Annotated in this window: 14 protein-coding genes; 3 read left to right on the top strand and 11 right to left on the bottom strand. The window is 68.0% G+C overall.

The features are described 5' to 3' along the window. Positions 1 to 2,685 (top strand): M1 family metallopeptidase, encoded by a 2,685-nt coding sequence (locus OKA11_RS06685; RefSeq protein ID WP_267219441.1) that lies wholly within the window; start codon positions 1 to 3, stop codon positions 2,683 to 2,685. A gap of 218 nt (positions 2,686 to 2,903) precedes the next feature. Here OKA11_RS06685 and OKA11_RS06680 read toward each other — a convergent pair whose 3' ends face one another. The 8 genes from OKA11_RS06680 to OKA11_RS06645 all read right to left on the bottom strand — a co-directional run bounded on the left by OKA11_RS06680 (position 2,904) and on the right by OKA11_RS06645 (position 14,368). Beyond that, positions 2,904 to 6,188, bottom strand: coding sequence for an error-prone DNA polymerase (locus tag OKA11_RS06680; RefSeq protein ID WP_267219440.1), 3,285 nt, complete (start codon positions 6,186 to 6,188; stop codon positions 2,904 to 2,906). Then, positions 6,185 to 7,627, bottom strand: coding sequence for a Y-family DNA polymerase (locus OKA11_RS06675; protein WP_407673428.1), 1,443 nt, complete (start codon positions 7,625 to 7,627; stop codon positions 6,185 to 6,187). The genes OKA11_RS06680 and OKA11_RS06675 overlap by 4 nt, the downstream gene beginning before the upstream one ends. 34 nt (positions 7,628 to 7,661) lie before the next feature. Then, positions 7,662 to 8,450 (bottom strand): ImuA family protein, encoded by a 789-nt coding sequence (locus tag OKA11_RS06670; RefSeq protein WP_267219439.1) that lies wholly within the window; start codon positions 8,448 to 8,450, stop codon positions 7,662 to 7,664. A 360-nt stretch (positions 8,451 to 8,810) separates the two neighbouring features. Beyond that, the gene (locus OKA11_RS06665) at positions 8,811 to 10,223 is read right to left on the bottom strand and encodes an ATP-binding protein (RefSeq protein WP_267219718.1); all 1,413 of its coding nucleotides are present in this window, start codon (positions 10,221 to 10,223) and stop codon (positions 8,811 to 8,813) included. A gap of 92 nt (positions 10,224 to 10,315) precedes the next feature. Next, complete coding sequence (locus OKA11_RS06660) at positions 10,316 to 11,059, bottom strand: response regulator (RefSeq protein ID WP_446686310.1); 744 nt, start codon at positions 11,057 to 11,059, stop codon at positions 10,316 to 10,318. Between the two features lie 15 nt (positions 11,060 to 11,074). After that, positions 11,075 to 11,854 carry an EF-hand domain-containing protein gene (locus tag OKA11_RS06655; RefSeq protein ID WP_267219436.1) on the bottom strand — a complete coding sequence of 260 codons (780 nt, stop codon included), beginning with the start codon at positions 11,852 to 11,854 and terminating at the stop codon, positions 11,075 to 11,077. A 186-nt stretch (positions 11,855 to 12,040) separates the two neighbouring features. Further along, positions 12,041 to 12,442: a cupin domain-containing protein gene (locus OKA11_RS06650; protein ID WP_267219435.1), complete on the bottom strand. Its 402-nt coding sequence runs from the start codon at positions 12,440 to 12,442 to the stop codon at positions 12,041 to 12,043. A gap of 66 nt (positions 12,443 to 12,508) precedes the next feature. Beyond that, a complete protein-coding gene (locus tag OKA11_RS06645) occupies positions 12,509 to 14,368 on the bottom strand; it encodes an aminopeptidase P family protein (RefSeq protein WP_267219434.1) in 1,860 nt (619 codons plus the stop codon). Between the two features lie 51 nt (positions 14,369 to 14,419). On the opposite strand from OKA11_RS06645, the gene OKA11_RS06640 reads away from it, so the two are divergent. Together OKA11_RS06640 and OKA11_RS06635 are read left to right on the top strand one after the other, a co-directional pair. Next, complete coding sequence (locus OKA11_RS06640; RefSeq protein WP_267219433.1) at positions 14,420 to 16,516, top strand: S9 family peptidase; 2,097 nt, start codon at positions 14,420 to 14,422, stop codon at positions 16,514 to 16,516. After that, on the top strand, positions 16,513 to 16,911 hold the full coding sequence (locus tag OKA11_RS06635) for an acyl-CoA thioesterase (protein WP_267219432.1): 399 nt from the start codon (positions 16,513 to 16,515) through the stop codon (positions 16,909 to 16,911). The genes OKA11_RS06640 and OKA11_RS06635 overlap by 4 nt, the downstream gene beginning before the upstream one ends. Here OKA11_RS06635 and OKA11_RS06630 read toward each other — a convergent pair. The 3 genes from OKA11_RS06630 to OKA11_RS06620 form a co-directional block, all read right to left on the bottom strand. Next, positions 16,898 to 18,625, bottom strand: coding sequence for a sensor domain-containing diguanylate cyclase (locus tag OKA11_RS06630; protein WP_267219431.1), 1,728 nt, complete (start codon positions 18,623 to 18,625; stop codon positions 16,898 to 16,900). The two genes, OKA11_RS06635 and OKA11_RS06630, sit on opposite strands and share 14 nt — an antisense overlap. Positions 18,626 to 18,963: 338 nt before the next feature. Continuing rightward, complete coding sequence (locus OKA11_RS06625; RefSeq protein WP_267219430.1) at positions 18,964 to 20,718, bottom strand: cation:proton antiporter domain-containing protein; 1,755 nt, start codon at positions 20,716 to 20,718, stop codon at positions 18,964 to 18,966. Positions 20,719 to 20,966: 248 nt separating this feature from the next. Next, entirely contained in the window at positions 20,967 to 23,414 is a 2,448-nt protein-coding gene (locus tag OKA11_RS06620; RefSeq protein WP_267219429.1) for an FtsK/SpoIIIE family DNA translocase, read from the bottom strand. Positions 23,415 to 23,439 lie beyond the last annotated feature (25 nt).

Below are 23,439 nucleotides of genomic sequence, written 5' to 3'. Positions count from 1 at the left end.
ATGAAATTTTTCCGCTGCCCGGCCCTGCTCTCCGCGCTGCTTCTGGCGCCGGGGCAGGGCTGGGCGCAGGAGGGGGCGCAGGAGGTGGGGCCGATCGTTTCGCAGGCCGCGCCGGACCTGCCGTTCGGGCGGCTCGGCGACAGTGCGCAGCCGACCGCCTACCGCCTCGATCTGTCGCTGGATCCGGGAAAACCGCGTTTTTCAGGCCGGGTTGAGATCGACCTGAAGGTGACCAGAAACGCACCTAGACTGTACCTGCACGGCCGCGACCTGGATGTCACCGCGGTCACCGCGCGGATCGGCGGTGAAACGCTGAGCGGCCACTGGCGCCAGCTCGATGCCACCGGTCTGGCCGAGGTCTCTTTTGACCGTGACCTGCCCGCCGGCCCCCTGACGCTCACGTTCACGTACGGCGCGGCTTTTGCCGATGGGCCTTCCGGCCTGTTCCGTGTCAACGTCGAGGGCGACTGGTACGTCTGGAGCCAGTTCCAGTCTATCGATGCCCGTGCCGCCTTCCCAGGGTTCGACCAGCCCGGCTTCAAGACACCCTTCACGCTGACCCTGCGCACGCCGCCCGGCCTCACCGCGGTCAGCAATGCGCCCGAGCTGGGCGCGCCCACGATCGAGAACGGCCTTGCCGTGCACCGCTTCGCGCCCAGCCTGCCGTTGCCGACTTATCTGCTGGCGGTGATGGCGGGGCCGTTCGCCGTGCTGGAGGGTTCGGTCCCGGCCAGCGCCGAGCGGGCGGCACCGCTGCCGCTGCGGATCGTCTCCACCCGCCAGAACGCCGGAAAGCTGGCCTTTGCGCGGGATGGCAGCGCGCGAATCGTGCGCCAGCTGGAGGACTTTTTCGGCGCCCCGTTCCCCTTTCCCAAGCTCGACCAGATCACCAGCCCGGTGCTGCCCGGCGCCATGGAGAACCCCGGCGCCGACCTCTACCGCGACGACATCCTCGTCATGGACGGCGCCGCCCCGGTTGCGCAGCAGCGCCAGTTCGGCACCATCGTCGGCCATGAACTGGGACACCAGTGGTTCGGGGACCTCGTCACTCCGGCCTGGTGGGACGACATCTGGCTGAACGAGAGTTTCGCCAACTGGATCGGCTACCGCATGGGCGATGCCTGGCGGCCAGACCTCGGCATTGCCGGTGACGCCCTGCAAGCCGGGTTCGCGGCGATGGAGACCGATGCGCTGGTGGCGGGGCGCCCGGTTCGGCAGGCGATCGCAACCAGCGACCAGATCGATTCCGCCTTCGATGCCATCACTTACGGCAAGGGCGGGCAGGTCGTCGCGATGATTGCCGCCTGGCTGGGCGAGGATCGCTTTCGCGAGGGGGTGCGCCGCTACATCGCCGCGCACCGGGGCGGCAATGCCACCAGCGACGACTTTTTTGCCGCCTTGGCCGAAGTCGCGGGCGATCCCCGGCTGGTGCCCGCCTTGCGCAGCTTCGTGCAGCAGCAGGGCGTGCCCCTGCTGGCGATCAGGCAGCAGGGCGACCATGTGGCGGTGACCCAGCTGCGCTACACCACCGCGGGCATCGCCCCGCCGCCGGGCACGTGGATCATCCCCTTGTGCTTGCGCCGGGGCGCGCAGACCACTTGCACGATCATGGACCGGCAGAACCAGTCCTTCACCGTACCCGGGAGCGGCCCGGTGTTCCCCAATGCGGGGGGCGCCGGATACTACCGCTTCGAACTGACCGCCGGGCACTGGCAGTCGCTGATCGCCGGCGCCGGTAGCCTGCCCGCGGGCGAGGCGCTGTCGCTGGTCGATTCGCTCGACGCCTCGATCCGGGGCGGGCGCGGTAACATTGCCGAGATGGCACTGCTGGCCCGCGCGCTGATCCGTCATCCCGATCCCCATGCCGCCGATGCGCCGTTCGAGGCGCTGTCGCGCTATGTCATGCAGGGGCTGGTCACCGGGCGCGGGCGGCTGGGGTTCAATGTGCTGCGCGAGCGGCTCTATGTGCCGCTGCTCAAGGACTACGGCTTCGATCCGCGCGCGGGCATGTATGCGCAGGAAGCCCCCGCCCGCATCCAGCGCCGGGTGCAGGTGGTGGAGGCGCTGCTGGCGACCAGCCGGGGCGGGGCGCTGCGCGAGGCGATGGGGCAGGCGATGGCAGCCTACCTCAAGGGGGACAGCGCCGCGCTGGACCCGGCCTGGATGGACCATGCGCTGGACGTCTACCTGTTCCAGCGGGCGGCCGACAAGGCGGGCGCCGATGCCGCGCGCGATCTGGTCGAGCGGGCCCTGTCGTCGGACGACCCGGTGTTCCGCCCGGCTGCATTGGCGGCCTCGGCGCGTACCGGTGACGGGAAGCTGGCGTCATGGCTGCTGGACCTCAAGGACCCGCGCCTGCGCGAAGGCGAGCGGTTGAGTTTCCTCGACGGCATCATGGCCCGCAGCGCCACGCGCGACATCGGCTATCAGTGGGCGCTCGCCCATCTCGACGATCTGGTGAGCGCCAGCGGCGGCCCGTTCTTCGCCACCCGCCTGCCGCAGCTGCTGGGCCGCTACTGCTCGGTGGCCAAGGCCGCAGAGATCACCCGCGACTTCGCCCCGAGCCTTGCGGGAACGTCGGGCGCGCTGGAACTCGCGCGCGCCAGCGAGCGGGTGCGCAATTGCGGGCTGCTGGACGATCTGGTCGGCAGCCAGATCGATGCGGACTTCACGGCGATGAAGTAGGGTGCGCGACTTGCAAGGGAGGTCGGTTTGGCGCCCATCCTCGCCGTTCGAGAACAATTTTCTCGAGCCCCAGAGCCGACATCCAGATCTGACATGGTGTGGGACATTCCTGCCGGCCGCTGCCGCAACTGGAGATGTCTGGTCCCGTCGAAACCGGCCGTTCGTGGAGCCAGCACTCTTGCAACTGCTATTCTTTGCCATGCCTCTTTCGCCCGGCCTCAATGGAAATCCCGCGACTTCGGTAGGATGCGGACATCGCGCGGGTGCTTGCGCAGTTCGCGAGGGACTTGCGGGCGATGGATTTCGTCGCCGGCTGACGTGAGAGTTGCCATGTCTTGCGTGTGATCGTCGAGGGCGCGCAGCATCGCGCTGCGATCGATGATCCGGCTGGCCATGAGGTGAACCACGCCTTCCTTGCTGTGCTGGATTTCGCCCTCGATCACCATCAGCCTGGCGGCCATCGCGGCACGGCGCTGCTTCTCCATGTCGCGCGACCACAGCAGCGCGTTGACGATGCCGGTCTCGTCCTCGATGGTGATGAACACCGCGTTGCCTTTGCCGGGGCGCTGGCGGATCAGCACGACACCGGCCACGCGCACTTTGCGACCGTCTCTGGCGCGGTTCGCCTCCGCGCAGGGAATCACGCCTTCGCGGTCCAACGCGCTGCGCAGGAACTGCATCGGATGGCCTTTCAGCGAGAGCCGGGTGGTCTGATAATCGGCCACGATCTCCTCGGCATGGGTCATGGCGGGCAGGTCCGCATCCGGCTCTTTGCCCAGTTCAGGCGCCTGTGTGGCGGCGAAGAGCGGAAGCTGTGCAGGCGGCGTGCGCCGCGCGTCCCACAAGGCCTCGCGCCGGGTGAGGCCGAGCGATCCCAAGGCATCCGCGTCGGCCAATTTGCGCAGGGCGGCTGGAGGAAGATCGCCGCGCGCCGCCAGATCTTCCACCGAGATGAAGCGGCAGGATTGCCGCGCCGCCACGATCGCCTCCGCCCACTGTGGACGAAATCCGTCGAGGCGGGAAAAGCCGAGGCGCAGCGACAGCGTTCCATCTCGGCCCTCATCGTTTTCGAGCGTGCAGTCCCATTCGCTGGCGTTGACATCGATGGTGCGCACCTCGACCCCGTGATCGCGGGCATCGCGCACGAGTTGCGCCGGGGCGTAGAAACCCATGGGCTGGCTGTTGAGCAGGGCAGCGGCGAACACCGCCGGGTGATGGCACTTGAGCCATGAGGAGACATAGGCCAGCCAGGCAAAGGCCTGCGCATGGCTTTCGGGGAAGCCATATTCGCCGAAGCCGCGGATTTGCTCGAAGCAGCGCTCGGCGAAGTCCTCGTCATAGCCGCGCCGGACCATGCCGCCGACCAACAGGTCGCGATAATGATCGACCGTGCCGCGATTGCGGAAGGTTGCCATGGCCCGGCGCAGACCATCGGCCTGCGCCGGGGTGAATTCGGCGGCGACGATGGCCAGTTTCATCGCCTGCTCTTGAAACAGCGGGACACCCAGCGTCTTGCCCAGCACCTCGCGCAGTTCATCGGGATCGTGCGGCGGTGCAGGTCGAGGGAAGAGGACTTTCTCTTCCCCGTTGCGGCGGCGCAAATAGGGATGGACCATTCCGCCCTGGATCGGCCCCGGTCGCACGATCGCCACCTGGATCACCAGATCGTAAAGCTCTTTCGGCTTCATGCGTGGCAGCATCGCCATCTGCGCGCGGCTTTCGACCTGAAAGGTGCCGATACTGTCCGCACGCTGCAGCATCCGATAGGTTTCCGCGTCTTCAAGCGGGACCGTGGCGAGGGCCAGATCGCCAAGGCCATGCTGGCGCATCAGATCGAAACTCTTGCGGATGCAGGTCAGCATGCCCAGCGCGAGCACGTCGACCTTCATCAGGCCGAGCGCGTCGATATCGTCCTTGTCCCACTCGATGAAGGTGCGATCCGGCATGGCGGCATTGTGGATCGGCACCAGTTCGTCGAGCCGCCCTTCGGTCAGCACGAAGCCGCCGACATGCTGCGAAAGATGTCGGGGAAAACCCAGCAGCCGGTCGACCAGCGTCTTGAGGCGGGCGATCTGCGGATTGCCGATATCGAACCCGGCTTGCGTCACGCGGCTTTCGGGGACGTCATCGCCCCAGTTTCCCCAAATCGTGGAGGATAGCCGCGCCGTCACATCTTCGCTCAGCCCCAGCGCCTTGCCCACTTCGCGCAAGGTGCTGCGCGGGCGGTAATGGATGACGGTGGCAGCGATGCCCGCACGCTCACGCCCATAGCGGGCATAGACGTACTGCATGATTTCCTCGCGGCGTTCATGCTCGAAATCGACGTCGATGTCGGGGGGCTCGTCGCGCTCTTCGGACAGGAAGCGCGAGAACAGGAGCTTCTCGCGCACCGGATCGACCGATGTGATACCCAGGAAAAAGCAGACCAGCGAATTGGCCGCGCTACCGCGCCCCTGGCACAGGATCGGCGGATCGAGGCTGCGGGCATGGCGCACGATGTCATGTACGGTGAGGAAATAGCAGGCATAGCCGCGCTGGCGGATCAGACTGAACTCCTCGGCCAGCACGGTGCGGTAGTTTTCAGGCAGGCCATCGGGGAACAAGGCTCGCGCGCCTTCTTGGGCGAGTTTTTCCAGCCAGCCTTGCGGCTCCCAACCTTCGGGAACGGGCTCGTGGGGATATTCATAGCGCAGGTCGTCGAGTGTGAAAGTAATGCACGCCAGAAAGTCGGTAGTGGCCGTAATCGCTTCCGGGCAGGCGCGGAACAGGCGCGCCATTTCGGCAGGCGGCTTCAGGTGTCGCTCGGCATTGGCCGCGAGGCGCCTGCCTGCGGTCTCGATGGTCGCGCCCTCGCGAATGCAGGTGAGGATGTCGTGCAAAGGCCGGGCATCGGCATCGGTATAAAGCGCATCGTTGGTGGCAATCAGCGGCACCTTGAGAGCGGCCGAGATGGCGCGCAACTCGGATAGCCTGCGCGCGTCGGCACCTGCCCGCAGCATCGTCGCCGCCAGCCAGACCCGCCCCGGACACGCATCGCGCAAGGCGTGCAGCGTTGCCCGGTCCGGCTGCGTGACGATCAGGGCCATATCCTGCGCATGGTCCAGCAGGTCGCGCAGGTGGAGCGTGCACGCGCCCTTGCTCGCTCGCCGGTTGCCCAGCGTCAGCAGACGGGTCAGTCGCCCCCAGCCATGCCGTGTCCTCGGATAGGCGACGATATCGGGCGGCGTATGCCCGTCCTCGGGATCGGGCGAGAATACCAGCCGTGCTCCCACGACCAGCCGGAATCCGCTTGCCGCACCGCCGATCTGGCGCCAGGCCATATGCGCACGCACCACCCCGGCCACCGTATTGCGGTCGGCAATGCCGATGCCCGCCATCCCGAGGTTCCAGGCCCGCGCCAGCATCTCGCCCGGATGCGAGGCACCGCGCAGGAAACTGTAATTGCTGGCGGCCAGTAGTTCCGCGAAAGCCGGCTCGCCCCGACGAGCGCCAGTTTCCTTCATGCGAACAGCCCGTGCAGATACCACTGTGGGTCGGGCTTCTCTTCATATAGCCCGTGCCGGAAGATCCAGTACCGTCGCCCCTGCACATCTTCGACCCGGTAATAGTCGCGGGTCAGGCCTCCTTGGCCTGCACATTCCCCGCCCTTGTGCCGCCACCATTCGTTGGCGATCCTTTCCGGCCCCTCATAAAGCCGCACTTCGTGCAGCTTGCGCCGCCAGCGAAAGCGATGGGGTGGGCCATCGGGGACTTCGGCCAGCACTTCGACGCGCTGGGGTGGGTCGAACAGAAACAGCGGACGCATCGGCGGCCCGCCTTCGGGCGGCTGCGGCCAAGGAACCGGCGGGCGCACATCCATCGCCGGCAGGGCGAGTTGTGCCTGCTCCGGCAAATGGCTGTCGCGCGGCGCAAGGCGCAGCAGGCAGCCCGGCCCCAACCGCGTGCTGAGCCGCTCGATCAGTTCTGCCAGTTCAGCCTCATCCTTTTCCCTGCCGTCAAGGCTCGGCTGGCTGGTGGGCAGAGGGTCGGTCGCGGGCAGAAACAGGCCGATGCGATCGTAGCCAAAGCCGGGGTCGAGCGGGTCGGCAAGGCTGGCGATCCGCTCGTCGAACAGGCGCAGGACTAGCGCGGGATCGCGGGTGGCTCGCCCCGTCTCGATGGCCAGCCGGTGGCGCGCTCCATCGGTTCGATAGAGCGTCAGGACAAATCGGTGCCCTCCCAGATCACGTTCGGCCAAGACGGTTGCGGCCTCCTGCAACAATGCCATGAACACTGTCGCGATAGTGGCTTGCAGTGCGACGGGTTCGGCAAACCGGCGCTCGAAATGGAGCGGTTCGGGGTCCCGCAGCACATCGATCGGGGCCTGTTCCTCGCCCATCAGGCGGTAAAGCGCGTGGATCGCGCCTGCACCGAAACGGGCCGCAATGGTGGCGGATGGCCGCACCGTCAGATCGCCGATCTGCCTGATCCCCGCGCGGTTGAGTGCCAGCGTGGAATCTGCATCCAGCCCCAGCGCCAGAACCGGAAGCGCGCGGATCGCTGCCCGCTCGTCACGGATGGACGGGGCGCCATGACGCGCCAGCGCCTGTGCCGCTTCCGGGGTGGAGGCAATGGCATGGCGCAGCGTCATGCCGATGGCCGCCATCGTCTCCTCGATCTGCGTGCATAACCCGGTTTCCCCGCCGAAGAGGTGATCCACGCCCGCGATATCGAGCGTGATTCCGTCCGGCGCGGCCAGCGTGACGCGCGGCGACCAGTCACGGCAATCGCGCGCAAGGCGCTCAAGCCACTGGCGATCCGCGCCTTCATCCATTTCGGTCACGACAAGCTCCGGCTCCAGAGCGCGGGCGTCAGCCAGAGTCATGCCAGGCACAATTCCCAGCGCCTGTGCTCTGGCATCCACCGCCGCAAGCCTGAGCGCGCCTCTGACCTTGGCGACCATCGCCAGCGGCGGCAGCGAGATATCGCTTGCCCCCTCAGGCTGCGTGGCGCCTGCCTCCTGTCTGCTGCGGCGCATTTTCCCGATCCGCCAGCGGTCGGTCGAGAGGAGCGGAAACCACAGCGCCAGATAGCGGCGCTTCACGGAAATTGTGTCGATCACGGTCCCACTCCAGACGCCAGTGCAGGCCGGAAGGGCCGGAGCGCTGGCGCAACAGGGTCAAGTCGAAGGTCGGCAGGCCCGGGGCGTTACCCGGCAGGGCCCGCGAAGGCGCGGATGCCACCTGCCAGCGGGTGCGCGCGGCACTGGACGCGGGCGTGGCATCGATGCGCAACAGGAGCAGGGGCACACCCGATTTCTCCGCCGCCAACACCAGCCGGCGACTGGCGGTCAGGTCAAGCGCGGGCATCTTTCCCCAGCCTTCGAGGATGATGGCCCCCAACCTGCCACAATGCAGAGCCTCGGCTGCGGCGCGCAGCAGGGAGAGCGTATCGGGGACGACACCCACCAGCCCCTGCTCGGGCGCGCCGCCCAGTTCGGCCCAGCCATTGGCTTGTAGAATACCCGCAGACTTGAGCCAGCGCCGCTCCCGCAACCAGAGCACCGTCTGTTTCGGGCGGTCGGCTCGCTGGCACATGCCCATGGCGACAGCCATCGCGAAGCTCGCAGTTGAACTGGCATCGTCCGGTTCGGCTGCGTAGATTTCGTGAACCTGCCCATAGCCAAGCCCGCCCCCAAGCGCCTCGTCCAGCGAAGCGATGTGGCTCGCCCAAGGCTCAGCCTCGCCCAAGGCGGCAGACACAGAAAGAGCATCGACGATTCGCATATGTTCTTATTATGTTCTATTTCTGGTTCCATCAAGAGCATAAGGGAGCTTGTTCCAGCCCAGTCTGATTGCACGGAACTGCGCTGGACGACTATGTCTGGTCTACACCTGCAGGGATAGTAGCCGTTCAGGACCTGAGATCGGAGTTTGGCCTTTGAGCGTCTTTAAAGGGGTGGCACGCGACGCGCGCCAACGGCAGCTATCACCAAGTGCCTTCTCCAAACCCGACAGTCGCTTACCGGCCCCAAGTGGTCTATCGCACTTTCTCGCAAGGCGTGTACGGCGTTGCTGCGCGCGCGGCGTAGCCATTTGCGGGTCTGGGGATCTCCTGAGCTTGTCGAAGGGCCCCAGGACTGCCTCTCACCCCACCGGCAGTTCGACTTTGGCGCGCAGGCCTTCGACCGTGCCGTCTGCCGCCAGTCGGTTCGCCAGTACCAGCGCGCCGCCGTGCTGTTCGGCGATCGCGCGGGCGAGGGCGAGGCCGAGGCCGGCGCCGCCGGTGGCGCTGTTGCGCGAGGGGTCGCCGCGGGTGAAGGGGTTCATCATCGCGTGGATCTGGTCCTCGGGGATGCCCGGGCCGTCGTCGTCGATCACGATCACCGCGCTGCGGCCCCCCGGCGTGGTTTCGCGCGAAAGCGAGACGCGGGCGCGCTGGCCGTAGCGCAGGGCGTTGCCGATCAGGTTGCGCAGCGCGCGGCGGATCCAGGTCGGGCGCAGTTCCAGCGCGATGCGCTCGGTCTCGCCCACTTCGACCGGCTCGCCCATGTCCTCGTATTCCTCGATCACCGCGAACATCAGCGCCGAGAGTTCGGTGCGTTCCAGCGGGTCGCTCGGGCGGCCGACGCGGGCGAGCGAGAGGATGTCGTCGAGGGTGCGCACGATGTCCTCGATGGTGCTGGCCATGCGGCCGCGCTCGACATCGTCGGAGACCGATTCGATGCGCACGCGCAAGGCCGCCAGCGGGGTCTTGAGGTCGTGGCCGATGGCGCCGAGCATCACGTCCTTCTCGTCGAGCAGGGCGGCGATGCGCGATTCCATGGCGTTGTGGGCCACGATCAGGCGCTGCATGTCCTCGGGGCCGGAGGGCGGCAGCTGGCCGTCGAGGTCCTGCGTGGCGGCGAAGCGTTCGAGCCGGCGGGTGAGCGCGGCGAGCGGGCGGGTGATACGGCGCAGGATCAGCGCGACCGCCATCATCAGCACCACGTAGATGCTGATCGTCTGGATCAGGATCGGCTTCAGCAGCACGTTTTCCGGGCGCGGGCCGCGCACGCGGGCGATGATCCAGCTGCCCTCGTCGCTGGTGCGGACGCCCACCACCATGAGGTTGGAGCGCAGCAGGCCGGAGACCTCGTCGGGCGGCAGGCCGAAGCTGGCGGCGCGGCGCAGCAGGCCGCGCCGGGCATAGCGGTCCTGCCCGGCGGCGCGGTGGACGACCACCACCTCGCGCACGGTGAAGTCCTGGTCGGCGAGGATCCGCGTCAGTTCGCTCTCGGCGTCGCGGTCGCGCGCCTCGCCGGGCAGGACCGGGGAGCGGGTGCTGTATTCGAGGTGGTAGCCCTTGGGCGGCGGCCCGGAGAGCGGCCCCCCCGGGGCGTCGCCGGGGCGGCCGTTCTGGCGGCGCACCAGCCCGCGGGGGCCGCGCGTCTCCATGATCAGGCGGAACACCGCGGCGTTGTTCATGCCCGCCTCGTAGCCTTCGCGCTGGGCGCGGTAGACGAGGAAGGCGCCGAGCCCCTGCACCAGCAGCAGCGCCGCGGCGACGGCGAGCAGCATCTGGCCCATCAGGCTGTGCGGGCGCAGGACCTTCAGCCGGGACGGGATCACGGGAGACGGGATTGCGGGGGATGGGGGCACGGGGGGCGTGCTCATTCCGCCGGGGCGGGCATGCGGCGCACGTCGGCGGCGAGCATGTAGCCGCCGCCCCAGACCGTCTGGATCAGCTGGGGATTGCGCGAATCGACCTCGATCTTGCGGCGCAGGCGGCTGACCTGGTTGTCCACCGCACGGTCGAACAGATGCGCCTCGCGGCCCTGCACCATGTCGAGCAGGCGGTCGCGGTTGAGCACCTGGCGGGGGTGTTCGAGGAAGGCCATGAGCAGGCGGAACTCGACCGAGGAGATCGCCACCGAGGCGCCTTCGGCATCGGTGAGGCGGCGCTTGAGCGGATCGAGTTGCCAGGTCTCGAAGGCAAAGATCTCGTTCTCGGGCACCGGCGCGGCGATGCGCGCGGCGCGGCGCAGCACCGAGCGGATGCGGGCGACCAGCTCGCGCGGTTCGAACGGTTTCACCACGTAGTCGTCCGCGCCGATCTCGAGGCCGACGATGCGGTCGGTCGCCTCGCCGCGCGCGGTGAGGAAGATCACCGGCACGTCCTGCGCCTCGACGAGGTGGCGGCACAGCGAAAGGCCGTCCTCGCCGGGCATCATGATGTCGAGCAGGACGAGGTCGGGTTTCTCGTCGCGCAGCAGATTGCGGGCCTCGGCGGCGCTCTGGGCCTGTCTTACGGCAAACCCCTGACGCGAGAGGTACTCGGCCAGGGGTTCGCGAAGGGCAGCCTCGTCGTCGACGAGAAGCAGGCGGGCAGTTGCGGTATCGGTCGTCATTTCCATCCGTTCGGGCGGCGCTTATCTGGCCGGGTTCGGGGCGGGAGGCGGCGGCGGGCCATCGCCCTCGGGCGGGCCGCGGCGTTCGTCGCGCATCGCGCGGCGGGCGGCCTGGCGCTCTTCCTGCGTGACCTTGCCGTCGTGATTGGTGTCCGCCGTGTCGAAGCGTTTCAGGGCGGCGGCGATGAATTCGGCCTTGGTGACGGTGCCGTCCTTGTCGCCGTCGCCCATGCGGCTCATCGGGCCCCTCATCGAACCGGGACCGCCGGAGCCGGGGCCATGACGGCGAGGACCGTGACCGCGCGGGCCGTCCTTGCCGGGCGCGGCCTGTGCGTCCGGACCGCCTTCCGGCGGCGGGGCCATGTCAGGGCCGCCTTCCGGCGGCGGGGGCGGCATGTCGGGGCGGCCTTCGGGACCACCCATCGGGCCCTTGCCACCGGGGCCGCGCCCTTCCGGGCCGCGATCGGCGAGGAATTCCGCCTTCGAGATCACGCCGTCGCCATTGGTGTCGAGGCGCTTGAACATCTCCTCGCGCATCTGGGCGCGGCGGGCTTCGCGGTCGGCCTTGTCGAGCTTGCCGTCCTTGTTGACGTCGAGCCGGGCGAACAGGGCTTCGGCAGCGGCCTGCGCTTCGGCGCGGGTTACCGTGCCACCCCTGCTGCCGGCACCGTTGGCATCCATGGGGACGCCGTCTTCGGGCGGCGGAGGCGGTCCATCGGGGGCCTGAGCAAGGGCAATGCCACCCATGGCGAGCGCGGCGGCGGAGAGGCCGATGGCAAACTTGGTCAGGTGGCGCGTCATGGCTGCTCTCTCACTCCTGCAAGCGATTCCGGCGAAAGCCACGGGGCGGGGAAGGGAGGGGGAAGAACTGCCCCGCGGCTTTCTGAGCCTCGTTCTACCCGGGCCTTGTCGCGCAGTTGTGCCGCTTCACGGATATATTGTCGTCAATTGTCACAAGTCTGGCTGCCTGTGCCGCAGGATGCAAGTCTATCTGGGGCGGTGCTCGGTGCCTTGGCCGGCGGTGACGAACAGCGCGCTGGCCGGGCCGGAAACATCGGCGGTATGCCAGGCGCCTGCCGGGTTGATCGCATATTGCCCTGCCGCAATCGTCACGGAGCGCTGCGTGCCATCGCGCAGTTCCTGATGCAGCGTCATCGCGCCCGCAAGGCACACGACCAATTCGTCACCCACGGGGTGCATTTCCCACGAGGTCCAGCTTTCGGCAAAGTCGTGCAGCGAGACGAGCCGCCCTTCGGCGCCGTCGGCGGCAGTGCGGGCGGCGTAGGCGGCGTACCATTCCATGCCGGTGAAGGCGGGCTGCTGCTCGGCCCTGGCGCCGAGGCCGAGGTGGACGGGGCAGGTCCTGAGGTCTGGAGGCTGATCGGTCATCGGCGCGTCCTTCCGGCAAAACGCTTGCCGGAAGGACGCTACCGCTGAGTGTTGCGTGCTACAAGATCACAGAGGCGCGCACTGCACCTTGAGCCAGGCCAGCGTTGCCGCATCCTCGGGCGCGGAAAGCTGCGGGCCGATCACCTGCAACACGCGGGCGTGATAGGCGTTCCACCAGGCCGTCTCCTCGGCGCTGAGCAGCGCGGTATCGACCAGGCGGCGCTCGATCGGGGCGAGCGTCAGCGTCTCGAAACCGAGGTATTCGCCGTCCGAACCCTCGAACGCGCGCTTCTCGACCAGCACGAGGTTCTCGATGCGGATGCCGTATTCGCCGGCCTTGTAGTAGCCCGGCTCGTCGCTGAGGATCATGCCGGGAAGCAGTTCCTGCATCGTCCCGGCCTGACCGCCCGCCGCCTTGGCGATGCGCTGCGGGCCTTCGTGGACCGAGAGGAAGCTGCCGACGCCGTGGCCGGTGCCGTGGGCATAGTCGAGCCCGACCGACCACAGGAACTGGCGCGCCAGCGTATCGAGCTGGCTGCCGTTGGTGCCCTTGGGGAACACCGCGCGGTCGATGGCGATGGTGCCCTTGAGCACGCGGGTGAAGCGGTCCTTCACTTCGTGGAGCGAGGGCTTGCCGGGCTGTTCCCCAAGGTGCTCCATCGTCCCGATCCACACGGTGCGGGTGATGTCGGTGGTGCCGCAGGGGTACTGGCCGCCCGAATCGACGAGGTAGACGCTTTCCGGCTCCAGCGTCAGGCTCGATTCCTCGGACACGCGGTAGTGCGGGCTGGCCGCATTGGGGCCCGCGCCCGAGATCGTGTCGAACGAGAGGTCGCGCAGGTCCCCGCAGCGCTGGCGGAATTCCAGCAGCTTGGCCGCCGCGCTCATCTCGGTCACTTCGCCCTTGGGGCCTTCGACCGCGAGCCAGTGGAGGAAACGCGTGACCGCCACGCCGTCGATCGCCTGGGCGGCGCGCTGGCCCTGCTGCTCGACCGGGTTCTTCACCGCCTTGGGCAGGATGGTGGGATCGCGGTGTTCGGCGACGGTGGCGCCTGCGCCCTTCAGCGTCTCGAAGATCGCGGCCACGGCATTGTCGGGATCGACCGCGACGCGCTTGCCGCCAAGCGCCTTGAGGCCCGCCACGAAGTCGGCGCGCGGGCGCACGGTGACGGCATTGCCGAGGTGATGGCGCAGTTCGGGCGTCACTTTCTCCTCGGCGATGTAGAGGTCGGTGGTACCGTCGGCATGGGCGACGACGTAGGACAGCGCGACCGGCGTGCGCTCCACGTCGGTGCCGCGCAAGTTGAGCAGCCAGGCGATCGAATCGAGCGCGGAGATCACCGTCGCGTCAAGGCCCTGGGCGGTCAGCCATTCGGACACGGCGGCGCGCTTGGCCTTGCTCGATTCGCCGGCGAAGGCGTCGTCATGCACTTCGGCCGGCGCGGGCGAGGGTTCGGGCTGGTCCTGCCAGATCGCGTCGATGGGATTGCCCTCGACGGCGACGAGCGTGGCGCCGCGCGCGGCCAGCGCGGCGCTGGCGGCTTCCACCCACTTGGAACCGTGGAGCCAGGCGTCGTAGCCGATCTTCGCGCCCTTGGGGGCATTCTCGCCCAGCCAGCGCGCGGGGCTGGTCTGCGGCACGCTTTCATAGGCGTAGAACTGGCCGTTCACCTGCTCGCGCACTTGCAGGGTGTAGCGTCCGTCGACGAACATCGCGGCGGCCGAGGGCAGCGAGGCGTCGGTAAGCACCACCGCCGTACCGGCCGAACCGCCGAAGCCGGTCAGCCAGGCCAGGCGCTGGGCATAGGCGCCGACATATTCGCTCATGTGCTCGTCGGAAATCGGGATGACGAAACCGTCGAGGCCGCGCGATTTCAGTTCCTGGCGCAGGGCATCGAGCCGCGCCTCGTGGGTATTCATCAACATGTTCGGGGTATCCGGCTTGCGGGGGTCATGCAGGCACCATAGATCGGGCGCATGGCAGATTCCACCCAGACCCTCTCGGGTCCTCCACAGGCGGCGAAGAAGCCGCACAGCTTCACCCACCACGGCGTGACCGTCGAGGACGATTACGCATGGCTGCGCGATGCCGGCTATCCCGAAGTCACCGACACGGACGTGCTGGCGCATCTCGAGGCCGAGAACCGCTGGTTCGAACAGCGCATGGCCGGCCAGCAGGGCAAGATCGACGCGCTGTTCCAGGAAATGCGCGCGCGCATCAAGGAAGCCGACAAGTCGGTGCCGCAGAAGGACGGCGACTATCTCTACTGGATCGAGTTCGAGGAAGGCGCCGAGTACAAGAAGTGGTGGCGCAGGCCCGTTTCGGCCGGGGATGACGGTTCTGCCGACGAGCTGATCCTCGACGAAGTGGCGCTCGCCGCGGGCAAGGACTACTTCAACCTCGGCGCCATCTCCACCAGCGCCGACGGCAGGCTGCTGGCCTATTCGGTGGACGACAACGGCTCCGAACGCTTCACCGCGCGGATCAAGGACCTGACCACCGGCGAACTGCTGGCGGACGAGATTCCCGGCACCCTTTCGGCATTGGTCTGGGTCGCGAACGACAAGGCGCTCGTCTACTCGCTCGCCAACGAGCAGTGGCGGACGGACAACGCCCGCCTGCACTGGCTGGGCCAGCCGCTCGACAGCGACGTCGAGCTCTACCACGAGGACGACGAGGGTTTCCGCGTCGGTTCCTCGCTCTCGTCGAACGAGGAATGGCTGCTGATCGGCACCAGCGACCACGAGACCAGCGAATGCCGCATGGTCCGCGCCGCCGATCCGCTGGGCGCGCAGATCCTGGTGAAGCCGCGCGAGAAGGGCGTCGAGTACGATGTCGATGAGCGCGGCGGCGTGCTCTACATCCACACCAACGACACCCACGAGAACTTCCGCCTCGCCACCGCGCCGCTCGCCGATCCCGGCACGTGGACGACGCTGATCGCGGGCACTGACGAATTCTACCTGACCGGCGCCGAGCTGTTCCGCGATTTCTACGTCACCGAGGGCCGCAAGACGGTTGGTGCCGGGGCCGGGCTCGACCGCATCGAGGTGCGCTACTACGACGATCCCGCCCGCGTCGAGCCGATCGTGTTCCCCGAGGCGAGCTATTCGGCGGGCCTCGCCAACAATCCCGAATGGCACGTCACGCGCCTGCGGCTGACCTACGAATCGATGGTCAGCCCCTCCAGCGTCTTCGACTACGACGTCGCCGCGCGCACGCTGGACGTGCTCAAGGTCCAGGAAATCCCCTCGGGCTACGACGCCTCGCTCTACGCCACCGAACGGCTGGAGATCGCGGCGCGTGACGGCACCATGGTGCCGGTCTCGGTGGTCTACCGCCGCGACCGCGCCGGTCCCGGACCGCTGCATCTCTACGGCTACGGCGCTTACGGCATCTCGATCGACCCGGGCTTCTCGACCACCCGGCTCAGCCTCGTCGATCGCGGCTTCGCTTATGCCATCGCCCATATCCGCGGCGGCGACGACCTTGGCCGGGCCTGGTACAAGGCGGGCAAGCTGGAGAAGCGCACCAATACCTTCAACGACTTCGTCGATTGCGCGCGCGGCCTCATCGCGCGCGGCTTTACCGAGGCGAGCAGGATCTCGATCTCGGGCGGTTCGGCGGGCGGCGAACTGATGGGCGCGGTGATCAACTCGGACCCCGCGCTGTTCGGCGCGGTGGTGGCGCATGTGCCTTTCGTCGACGTGCTCAACACCATGCTCGACGATTCGCTGCCCCTGACGCCGGGCGAATGGCCGGAATGGGGCAATCCGATCGAGGACAAGGCCGCCTTCGAGCAGATCCGCAGCTACTCGCCCTACGACCAGGTCAAGGCGCAGGCCTATCCGCCGCTGATGGTGACCGCGGGGCTCAACGACCCGCGCGTGACCTACTGGGAGCCCGCCAAGTGGGTGGCGAAGCTGCGCGAGGTGAAGACGGGCGACCATGAGCTGATCCTCAAGACCAACATGGGCGCGGGCCACGGCGGCAAGTCGGGCCGGTTCGAGAGCCTGAAGGAAACGGCGGAGGAATTCGCCTTCATCCTCTGGCAGCTTGGCGTGGAAAATTGAGCGACCGCTTTGCCATGACCTTCACGGCGACGGCCCATGACATCGACGTCATGGGCCACGTCAACAATGCCGTCTGGGTGCAGTGGATGGAGGCCATCGCCACCTCGCACTGGGAGGCCGACGCCACCCCCGAGCAGGTCGAGAAGTACGTCTGGGTCGTGACCCGGCACGAGATCGACTATCGCGGCAACATCCGCGAGGGCGAGAGCGTGGCGGCGCTTACCTTCATTCCCGAAGGCCCCAGCGGCGCCCGCTTCGAGCGGCGCGTCGAGTTCCGCAATCAGGCGGGCAAGGTCATCGTCGCGGCGAGGACCACCTGGGCGATGATCGACAAGGCGAGCGGCCGCATCATGCGGGTGCCGGTCGAGGTGGCCGAACGGTTCAGTGCAGGCTGACGACGGTCTGTTCGAGCAGCGAGGGCGACTGCGCGATCGCCGCGAAACTCTTGCTCACGGTGCGGTTTCGCCCCGCCGCCTTGGCTTCGTAGAGCAGGCGGTCGCACTGGCGGTAGAGGTCGTTGAAGCGCATCGCCGGGGCTTCTGACACCAGTCCCATGCTGGCGGTCACCGGCCGGTCGAGCAGCGGCACTTCGGCCGCGACCCGCGCCGGGATCGCCTGGCGGCGGCGCTCGGCCCGCTCGGCGGCATTGGTGCCGCGCAGCAGGAGCAGGAATTCCTCGCCGCCGATGCGCACCACCACGGTATCCTCATCCGGCATCAGCGCCACCGCCACCGCACGCAGCACGGCATCGCCTGTCGCATGGCCGCGGGTGTCGTTGATCGCCTTGAAATGGTCGAGATCGAGCAGCGCCATCGTATCGAAGCCTTCGAGCACGAGGCGGGAATAGCGCTCCTCGAAGCCGCGGCGGTTGTAGAGCCCGGTCAGCGGATCGCGTTCGGCCAGGCTCTCCAGCACGCGCGCCTGCGTCACCGCGCGGTCGCGCTGGTCCTTGAGCGCCATGAAGCGGTCGGCGGCGCCCAGCGTGGTCACCAGCACCTCGAAGGCGATGGAGAAGTGCTGCAGCGTCATCAGCCCCAGCGGCGCATCGGTGGCCCCCAGCATCGAGACGATGCGGATCAGCCCCATGACGATCAGCAGGGCCCAGCCGACGATCTGGAACCACACGGTGCGGCTGCCGCGCCGGACCGCGGTGGTCATCGTCCAGCCGAGCAGCAGGATGAACGGCAGGAACGAGGCGTAGTAGGCGGTCGCCGCGCTGGCCAGCAGCGGGCCGGAGGCGAGGTTGTAGTAGAGCGCCCAGAACAGCACCCAGGGGATCGCCGCCAGCAGCAGCCGCTTGTGCCGCCGGTCGAGCATGCCGGGTTCGAGCAGGTCGTCGAAGAAGCGCGAGGCGCCGATGATGATCAGGCTCCAGCTCAGCGAGGAGAGCGCGCAGATCTGGGTGACCGAGAGCGAGACGAAGCGGTTGATGAGGCCGCTGCCCACCGCCGTCTGCATGAGCATCGCAAAGACGCCCAGTGCATGCCAGAGCGCGAAAGGCTGGCGCAGCACGCGGAAGATCGCGAAGTTGAGCACCAGCGGCATGATCATCAGCCCGCAGAGCGCGGCGAGGATCAGCGCGTCGTTGCCGACCGCGCGCGCGTCGGCCGGCGGCGCGATTCTGGCGTCGGACAGCAGCCCCTTGTGGCGCGGGCTCACCACCTTGAGCACATAGGCGCGGGGAGGCTCCCCCGCGGCGAGGCGCGGCAGTGGCGCCAGCATCGTCCACGAGGTCGAGGCGAGGTGCAGGTCGTGCGGGGTGATCGTGCGTTCGGCGCTGTCTCCCCCGGCGCCGAGCGCGGTGATCGACAGCGCGGTGAAGCGGGTGAGCCGGGTATGGAGCGCTGCGCCGGGGACCGGCGGGCGGGCGCTCATGTCGATCCGCACGAAGCTCGCCCTGCCGCCGGCGATCGGCCAGGTCCTGCCGCTGCAATCCCAGCGCGCCGGATCGCGGGCAAGCGCGGCCGCCGATTCGCCGCTATCGGCAAGCGCGGTGCAGACCGAGCCCGGGGCAAAGGCGGGATGCGTATGAGCGGCAGCGGGCACGGCCAGCAAGGCCAGGGCCGCGGCCCACACGCCGAACAGATAGGAAAGGGCCCCCGGGAACATGGCTGTTCAATCGCCGATCTCGATCAAGATATGGTTAACATACTGACAGATCGGCTCTCCGCAATCTTGCCGGAAACCGACGAAATCGCAGCCGGACAGGGCGGACTGGCGCAAGCCGCTATCGATTCATCCGATCGTTCCCACCCGATCGTTCTGCGGCAGCATCCTGCGGGCCGCCGGGTGAGGGAGCGGGCTGGTGCTGCCCTCAAGATGCCATTCGGACCATTTGCCCACGCCTCATGCCAAGCTGCAGTGATGCTGACGCATCGGCAGCTTGGAATGCTCCGGCGCCGCGCGGGCTTGACCGATCTGCGATCGGTCAAGCTTAACGGTCGGTATCAGTGGGCGTCGCGCAGGCTCTGGGTGATGATGCGGTCGCGGGCGGCGCGGATGTCGCCGGTCTCGTACTGGATCGAGAGGCGCTCCTTGTCGCTGGCGCGGTAGGTGCTTTCTGCCGCGTCGATCTGCTGGAGCGAGAGGCCGAGGTCGTCCAGCGCCTCGCGCGCCATTGCTACCGCCGATTCCATCACCTCGCGCACCATGAAGGCGACGGGCGCTTCCATCAGCCGGATCATCGTGCGCCGGTCGTAGACGCGGGCGAGGATGCGGGCATCGGGGAAGGCCTGGTGGACGTTCTGCAGGAAGCTTTCGGAAAGCTGGTCGCCGTCGATGCAGAACACGATCATCTGCGCCTCGCCCGCACCGGCCTGGCGCAGGAGGTCGATGCGGGTGCCGTCGCCGAACCAGACCTTGGCGCCGAACCCGCCGGCCACGTCGATCATCTCGATGTCGGTGTCGATCAGCGTCACCTCGATCTCGGCGGCGATCAGCACCTGGGCCACGGTCTGGCCGAAGCGGCCATAGCCCACCACCAGCGCGCGGGCGCCGTCGCGGCGCGGGCCTTCGCGGGTTTCCTTGGACGTGGGCATCTCGCGGATGCGGGCGGTGGCCATCATCAGGAACGGGGTGGTGACCATCGAGAGAGTGACGATGGCGCTGAACAGGCTGGCGGCGCTGGGGTCGACCAGCCAGGCGTCCTTGGCCTGGGCGAACAGCACGAAGCCGAATTCGCCGCCCTGGCTGAGCAGCAGGCCGAGCGCCAGCGCGCTGCGCCAGTTCATCCGGAAGGCCAGGCCCAGCAGGAAGATCACCCCGCTCTTCACCGCGATCAGCGCCAGCGCCATGGCGGCGACGAACAGCGGCCGCTCGGCGATCGCCGAGAGGTCGAGCATCATGCCCACCGACATGAAGAACAGCCCCAGCAGCAGCGTGCGGAACGGCTCGACGTCGGCCTCCAGCTCGTGGCGGTAGGGGGTGTCTGCCAGCATGACCCCGGCGATGAAGGCGCCGAGCGCGGTGGAGAGGCCGAGCGCCTGCATCAGCGCCGCCGAGGCGATCACCGTGAACAGCGCGGCGAACACGAACATCTCGCGCTCGCCGAGGTTGCCGATCAGGCGGAACAGCGGACGGATCACGAAGCGGCCCGCCAGGATCAGCCCGGCGATGGCGGCCAGCGTCTCCAGCACCAGGATCCAGCCGGGAGGGCCTTCGGGCAGATGCGGGTTGCGGTTCATCGCCGCGATGATCGTGATCAGCGGGATGATCGAGAGATCCTGGAACAGCAGGATCGCGAAGGAGCGCTCGCCGAACGGCGTATGCAGGCGGCCGGCGCCCTGCAGCATCGGCAGCACCTGCGCGGTGGAGGAAAGGCCGAGCGGCAGGCCCAGCGCCAGCGAGGCGGCGACGCTGAAGCCGGTGGTGAAATAGATCACCGCCGAGACCGCGAGGCCGCAGAGCGTCACTTGCAGCAGCCCCAGCCCGAAGATCTCGCTGCGCATCCGCCACAGGCGCCGCGGCGCCAGTTCGAGGCCGACGATGAACAGCAGGAAGGTGATGCCCAGTTCCGCGATGCCCAGCTTGTTCTCGGGATCGCCGACAAGGCCGAGCATGTAGGGCCCCAGGATCGCGCCTGCGAGCAGGTAGCCCAGCGTGGCACCCAGCCCGAGGCGGCGGAACAGGAGGACGAAGGCAAGCGCGGTGCCGAGCAGCAGGAAGCCGTCTCGCAGCAGGAATGCCTGGGAATGATCTTGCATCGGGGCCTTTCGGGGGCAGGGACGCGGGGGTGCCGTCAAAGCGGCAGGGTAGGGCTATTGGCGGGCAATTGGTAGGTTGCCGTTGGTATAGCGTGACCTTGCCCGCCCATCCCGCTGTCCGCGCGCCATCGGGAGCCGCACCGTTTCAACGATGCCCGCGCGCGGACGAGAAGCAGGCGGGCGCAGGGCGCCCTTGTTTTTAGGGCCCTGTTTTTAGGGCCCCGTTTTTTTGGAGAGAAGGGGCGCGCCTACAGCGGCGCGCCGTTCTCGTCGCGGTAGATGTCGCGGCGGCCGACGTGGTTGGCCGGGCCGACGTAGCCGTCCTGCTCCATGCGCTCCACCCACTTGGCGGCGGTGTTGTAGCCCACGCCCATCTGGCGCTGCAGCCAGGAGACCGAGACCTTCTGGTTCTCGAACACCAGCTGGCAGACCTGCCGGTACTTGCGCTCTTCCGGCTGGTCCGAGGCCGTGGCGTCGAGGTCGTCGAAGCCGAACGAGCCTTCCTCCGGCTCGTTGGTGACGGCATCGACGTAGTCGGGCTTGCCCTGCGCGCGCCAGTGATCGGCGACGTGTTCGACTTCCTCGTCCGAGACGAAGGGGCCGTGGACGCGCTTCACCGGGTCGGAACTGGGCTTGTAGAGCATGTCGCCCTTGCCCAGCAGCTGCTCGGCGCCCTGTTCGCCCAGGATCGTGCGGCTGTCGATGCGGCTGGTGACGGCAAACGACACGCGGGTCGGCAGGTTGGCCTTGATGACGCCGGTGATGACGTCGACCGAGGGGCGCTGGGTCGCCATGATGAGGTGGATGCCTGCCGCGCGGCTCTTCTGCGAGAGGCGCTGGATCAGCACTTCGATTTCCTTGCCGACGGTGACCATGAGGTCGGCGAGTTCGTCGACGATGAGCACGATCTGCGGCAGCGTCTCGTAGTCGAGCTGGCGATCTTCATACAGCTCCTCGCCGGTCTCCGGGTCGAAGCCGATCTGGATGCGGCGGCCGAGCGGCTTGCCCTTGGCGGCGGCGGCGCGGACCTTCTCGTTGAAGCTGGCGAGGTTGCGCACCGAGATCTCGCTCATCTGGCGGTAGCGGCGCTCCATTTCCTCGACCGCCCACTTCAGCGCGCGCACCGCCTTGGGCGGCTCGGTGACGACGGGCGAAAGCAAGTGCGGGATGTCGTCGTAGCTCTTGAGTTCCAGCACCTTGGGATCGACGAGGATCAGGCGGCACTGCGCCGGCGTCAGGCGGTAGAGCAGCGAGAGCAGGATGGTGTTGAGACCCACCGACTTGCCCGAACCGGTGGTACCGGCGACCAGCAGGTGCGGCATCGTCGCCAGGTCCGCCACCACCGGCTCGCCGGCGATGTCCTTGCCCAGGATGATCGGCAGCATGCCCTTGTGGCTGGCGAAGGCCTCGGAGGCGACCATCTCCTTGAACGAGACCATCTGGCGGTCGGCATTGGGCAGTTCGATGCCCATGACGGTGCGGCCGGGAATCGAGGAGACGCGGGCCGAGATCGCCGACATGTTGCGGGCGATGTCGTCGGCAAGGCCGATCACGCGGCTGGCCTTGATGCCGGGGGCGGGCTCCAGTTCGTACATGGTGACGACCGGGCCGGTGCGCACCGCGGTGATCTCGCCCTTGACGTTGAAGTCGTCGAGCACGGTTTCGAGCAGGCGGGCGTTGCGTTCGAGGCTGAGCTTGTCGATCTTGGGCTGCGAATTGGGCGGCGGATCGTTGAGCAGGTCGAGCCCGGGCAGCGCGAACTTGTCGAACATGTCCTTCTGGCGGTTGCCGATATTGAGCTGCGCCGGGGTGGCGGCGGCCTTGGGATCGCTGATTTCCGGCGCCTTGCGCGGCTTGGCGGCGGGCTCGCGGGCGGTTGCCGCAGCCACCGGAGTGTCGCCGGAGTCGTCGTCCATGAACGGCGCGGACTGGATCTTCGGCGCCTTCTCGCGGGTCTTTTCCTTCTCGGCGCTGCGGGGCGATGCCTCGCCGGGGGCGGAAGCGCGGCCGATGCGGCCGGGCAGGGTCAGCAGGCGGCCCCAGTCCCAGGCGAACACGCTGCCCGCCAGCAGCAGGCCGCCGCCAAGGCAGAGCACGGAAATGGCAAAGGCCGCCCAGGAGGCAAAGACGCCGGGCAGGAAGCCGGTCAGCGTCTCGATCACCCAGGCGCCGAGCAGGCCGGAAATGCCGCCCATCGAGGCAGGCAGGGTGCCGCCGGGCTGGACATAGGTGAGGCCGAGCAGGGTGCCGGTGGCACCGGCCTGCGGGAAGGCGAGGCTGAGCACCGTGGCGATCAGCACCATCGCCAGCGCCAGCACGAAGACCGGGCGCCACCAGCGCTGGTTGGAAGGCTCGATCTCGCCGTCCTCTTCCTCGACCAGCAGCCAGAGCTTGCGCGCGAAGACATAGAGCAGCGGCACGAACAGCGCGGAAACCGGGCCGAACAGCAGCAGCACCCGCTCCGCCACCCAGGCGCCGACCGGGCCCATCCAGTTCTCCGCCGGGCCGCCGGCGGCGGTCGAGGCGGAAGGATCGGTCTGGTGGTAGCTGAGCAGCGCGAGGGTGAGGAAGGCCATCGCCGCGAACAGCAGCAGGGCGCCGCCCAGCTCGCCCGCGCGGCGCAAGGACCGCTTGAGCACTGCGCGCCAGTCCGGCTTGGCGATTCGCCGTCCGGGTGCGAGGGGCCGTGTCGCCATTGGAAATTCCCTTGATTTCGGCCCG

The organism is Novosphingobium clariflavum (genome assembly GCF_026420865.1).
In the GTDB taxonomy this organism is placed as follows: domain Bacteria; phylum Pseudomonadota; class Alphaproteobacteria; order Sphingomonadales; family Sphingomonadaceae; genus Novosphingobium; species Novosphingobium clariflavum.
This window is presented reverse-complemented; position numbering and strand designations above follow the sequence as displayed.

Bases quoted from the DNA above. Each gene is read 5' to 3' on its own strand.
- OKA11_RS06650 (WP_267219435.1), bottom strand. From the start codon at position 12,442: ATGACCGATCAGCCTCCAGACCTCAGGACCTGCCCCGTCCACCTCGGC.
- OKA11_RS06645 (WP_267219434.1), bottom strand. From the start codon at position 14,368: ATGTTGATGAATACCCACGAGGCGCGGCTCGATGCCCTGCGCCAGGAA.
- OKA11_RS06640 (WP_267219433.1), top strand. From the start codon at position 14,420: ATGGCAGATTCCACCCAGACCCTCTCGGGTCCTCCACAGGCGGCGAAG.
- OKA11_RS06665 (WP_267219718.1), bottom strand. From the start codon at position 10,223: ATGCTGCTCGCCGTCGCCGCGGCGCTGCTGCTGGTGCAGGGGCTCGGC.
- OKA11_RS06680 (WP_267219440.1), bottom strand. From the start codon at position 6,188: ATGAAGGAAACTGGCGCTCGTCGGGGCGAGCCGGCTTTCGCGGAACTA.
- OKA11_RS06660 (WP_446686310.1), bottom strand. From the start codon at position 11,059: ATGGAAATGACGACCGATACCGCAACTGCCCGCCTGCTTCTCGTCGAC.
- OKA11_RS06670 (WP_267219439.1), bottom strand. From the start codon at position 8,450: ATGCGAATCGTCGATGCTCTTTCTGTGTCTGCCGCCTTGGGCGAGGCT.
- OKA11_RS06625 (WP_267219430.1), bottom strand. From the start codon at position 20,718: ATGCAAGATCATTCCCAGGCATTCCTGCTGCGAGACGGCTTCCTGCTG.
- OKA11_RS06655 (WP_267219436.1), bottom strand. From the start codon at position 11,854: ATGACGCGCCACCTGACCAAGTTTGCCATCGGCCTCTCCGCCGCCGCG.
- OKA11_RS06620 (WP_267219429.1), bottom strand. From the start codon at position 23,414: ATGGCGACACGGCCCCTCGCACCCGGACGGCGAATCGCCAAGCCGGAC.
- OKA11_RS06630 (WP_267219431.1), bottom strand. From the start codon at position 18,625: ATGTTCCCGGGGGCCCTTTCCTATCTGTTCGGCGTGTGGGCCGCGGCC.
- OKA11_RS06685 (WP_267219441.1), top strand. From the start codon at position 1: ATGAAATTTTTCCGCTGCCCGGCCCTGCTCTCCGCGCTGCTTCTGGCG.
- OKA11_RS06675 (WP_407673428.1), bottom strand. From the start codon at position 7,627: ATGGTCGCCAAGGTCAGAGGCGCGCTCAGGCTTGCGGCGGTGGATGCC.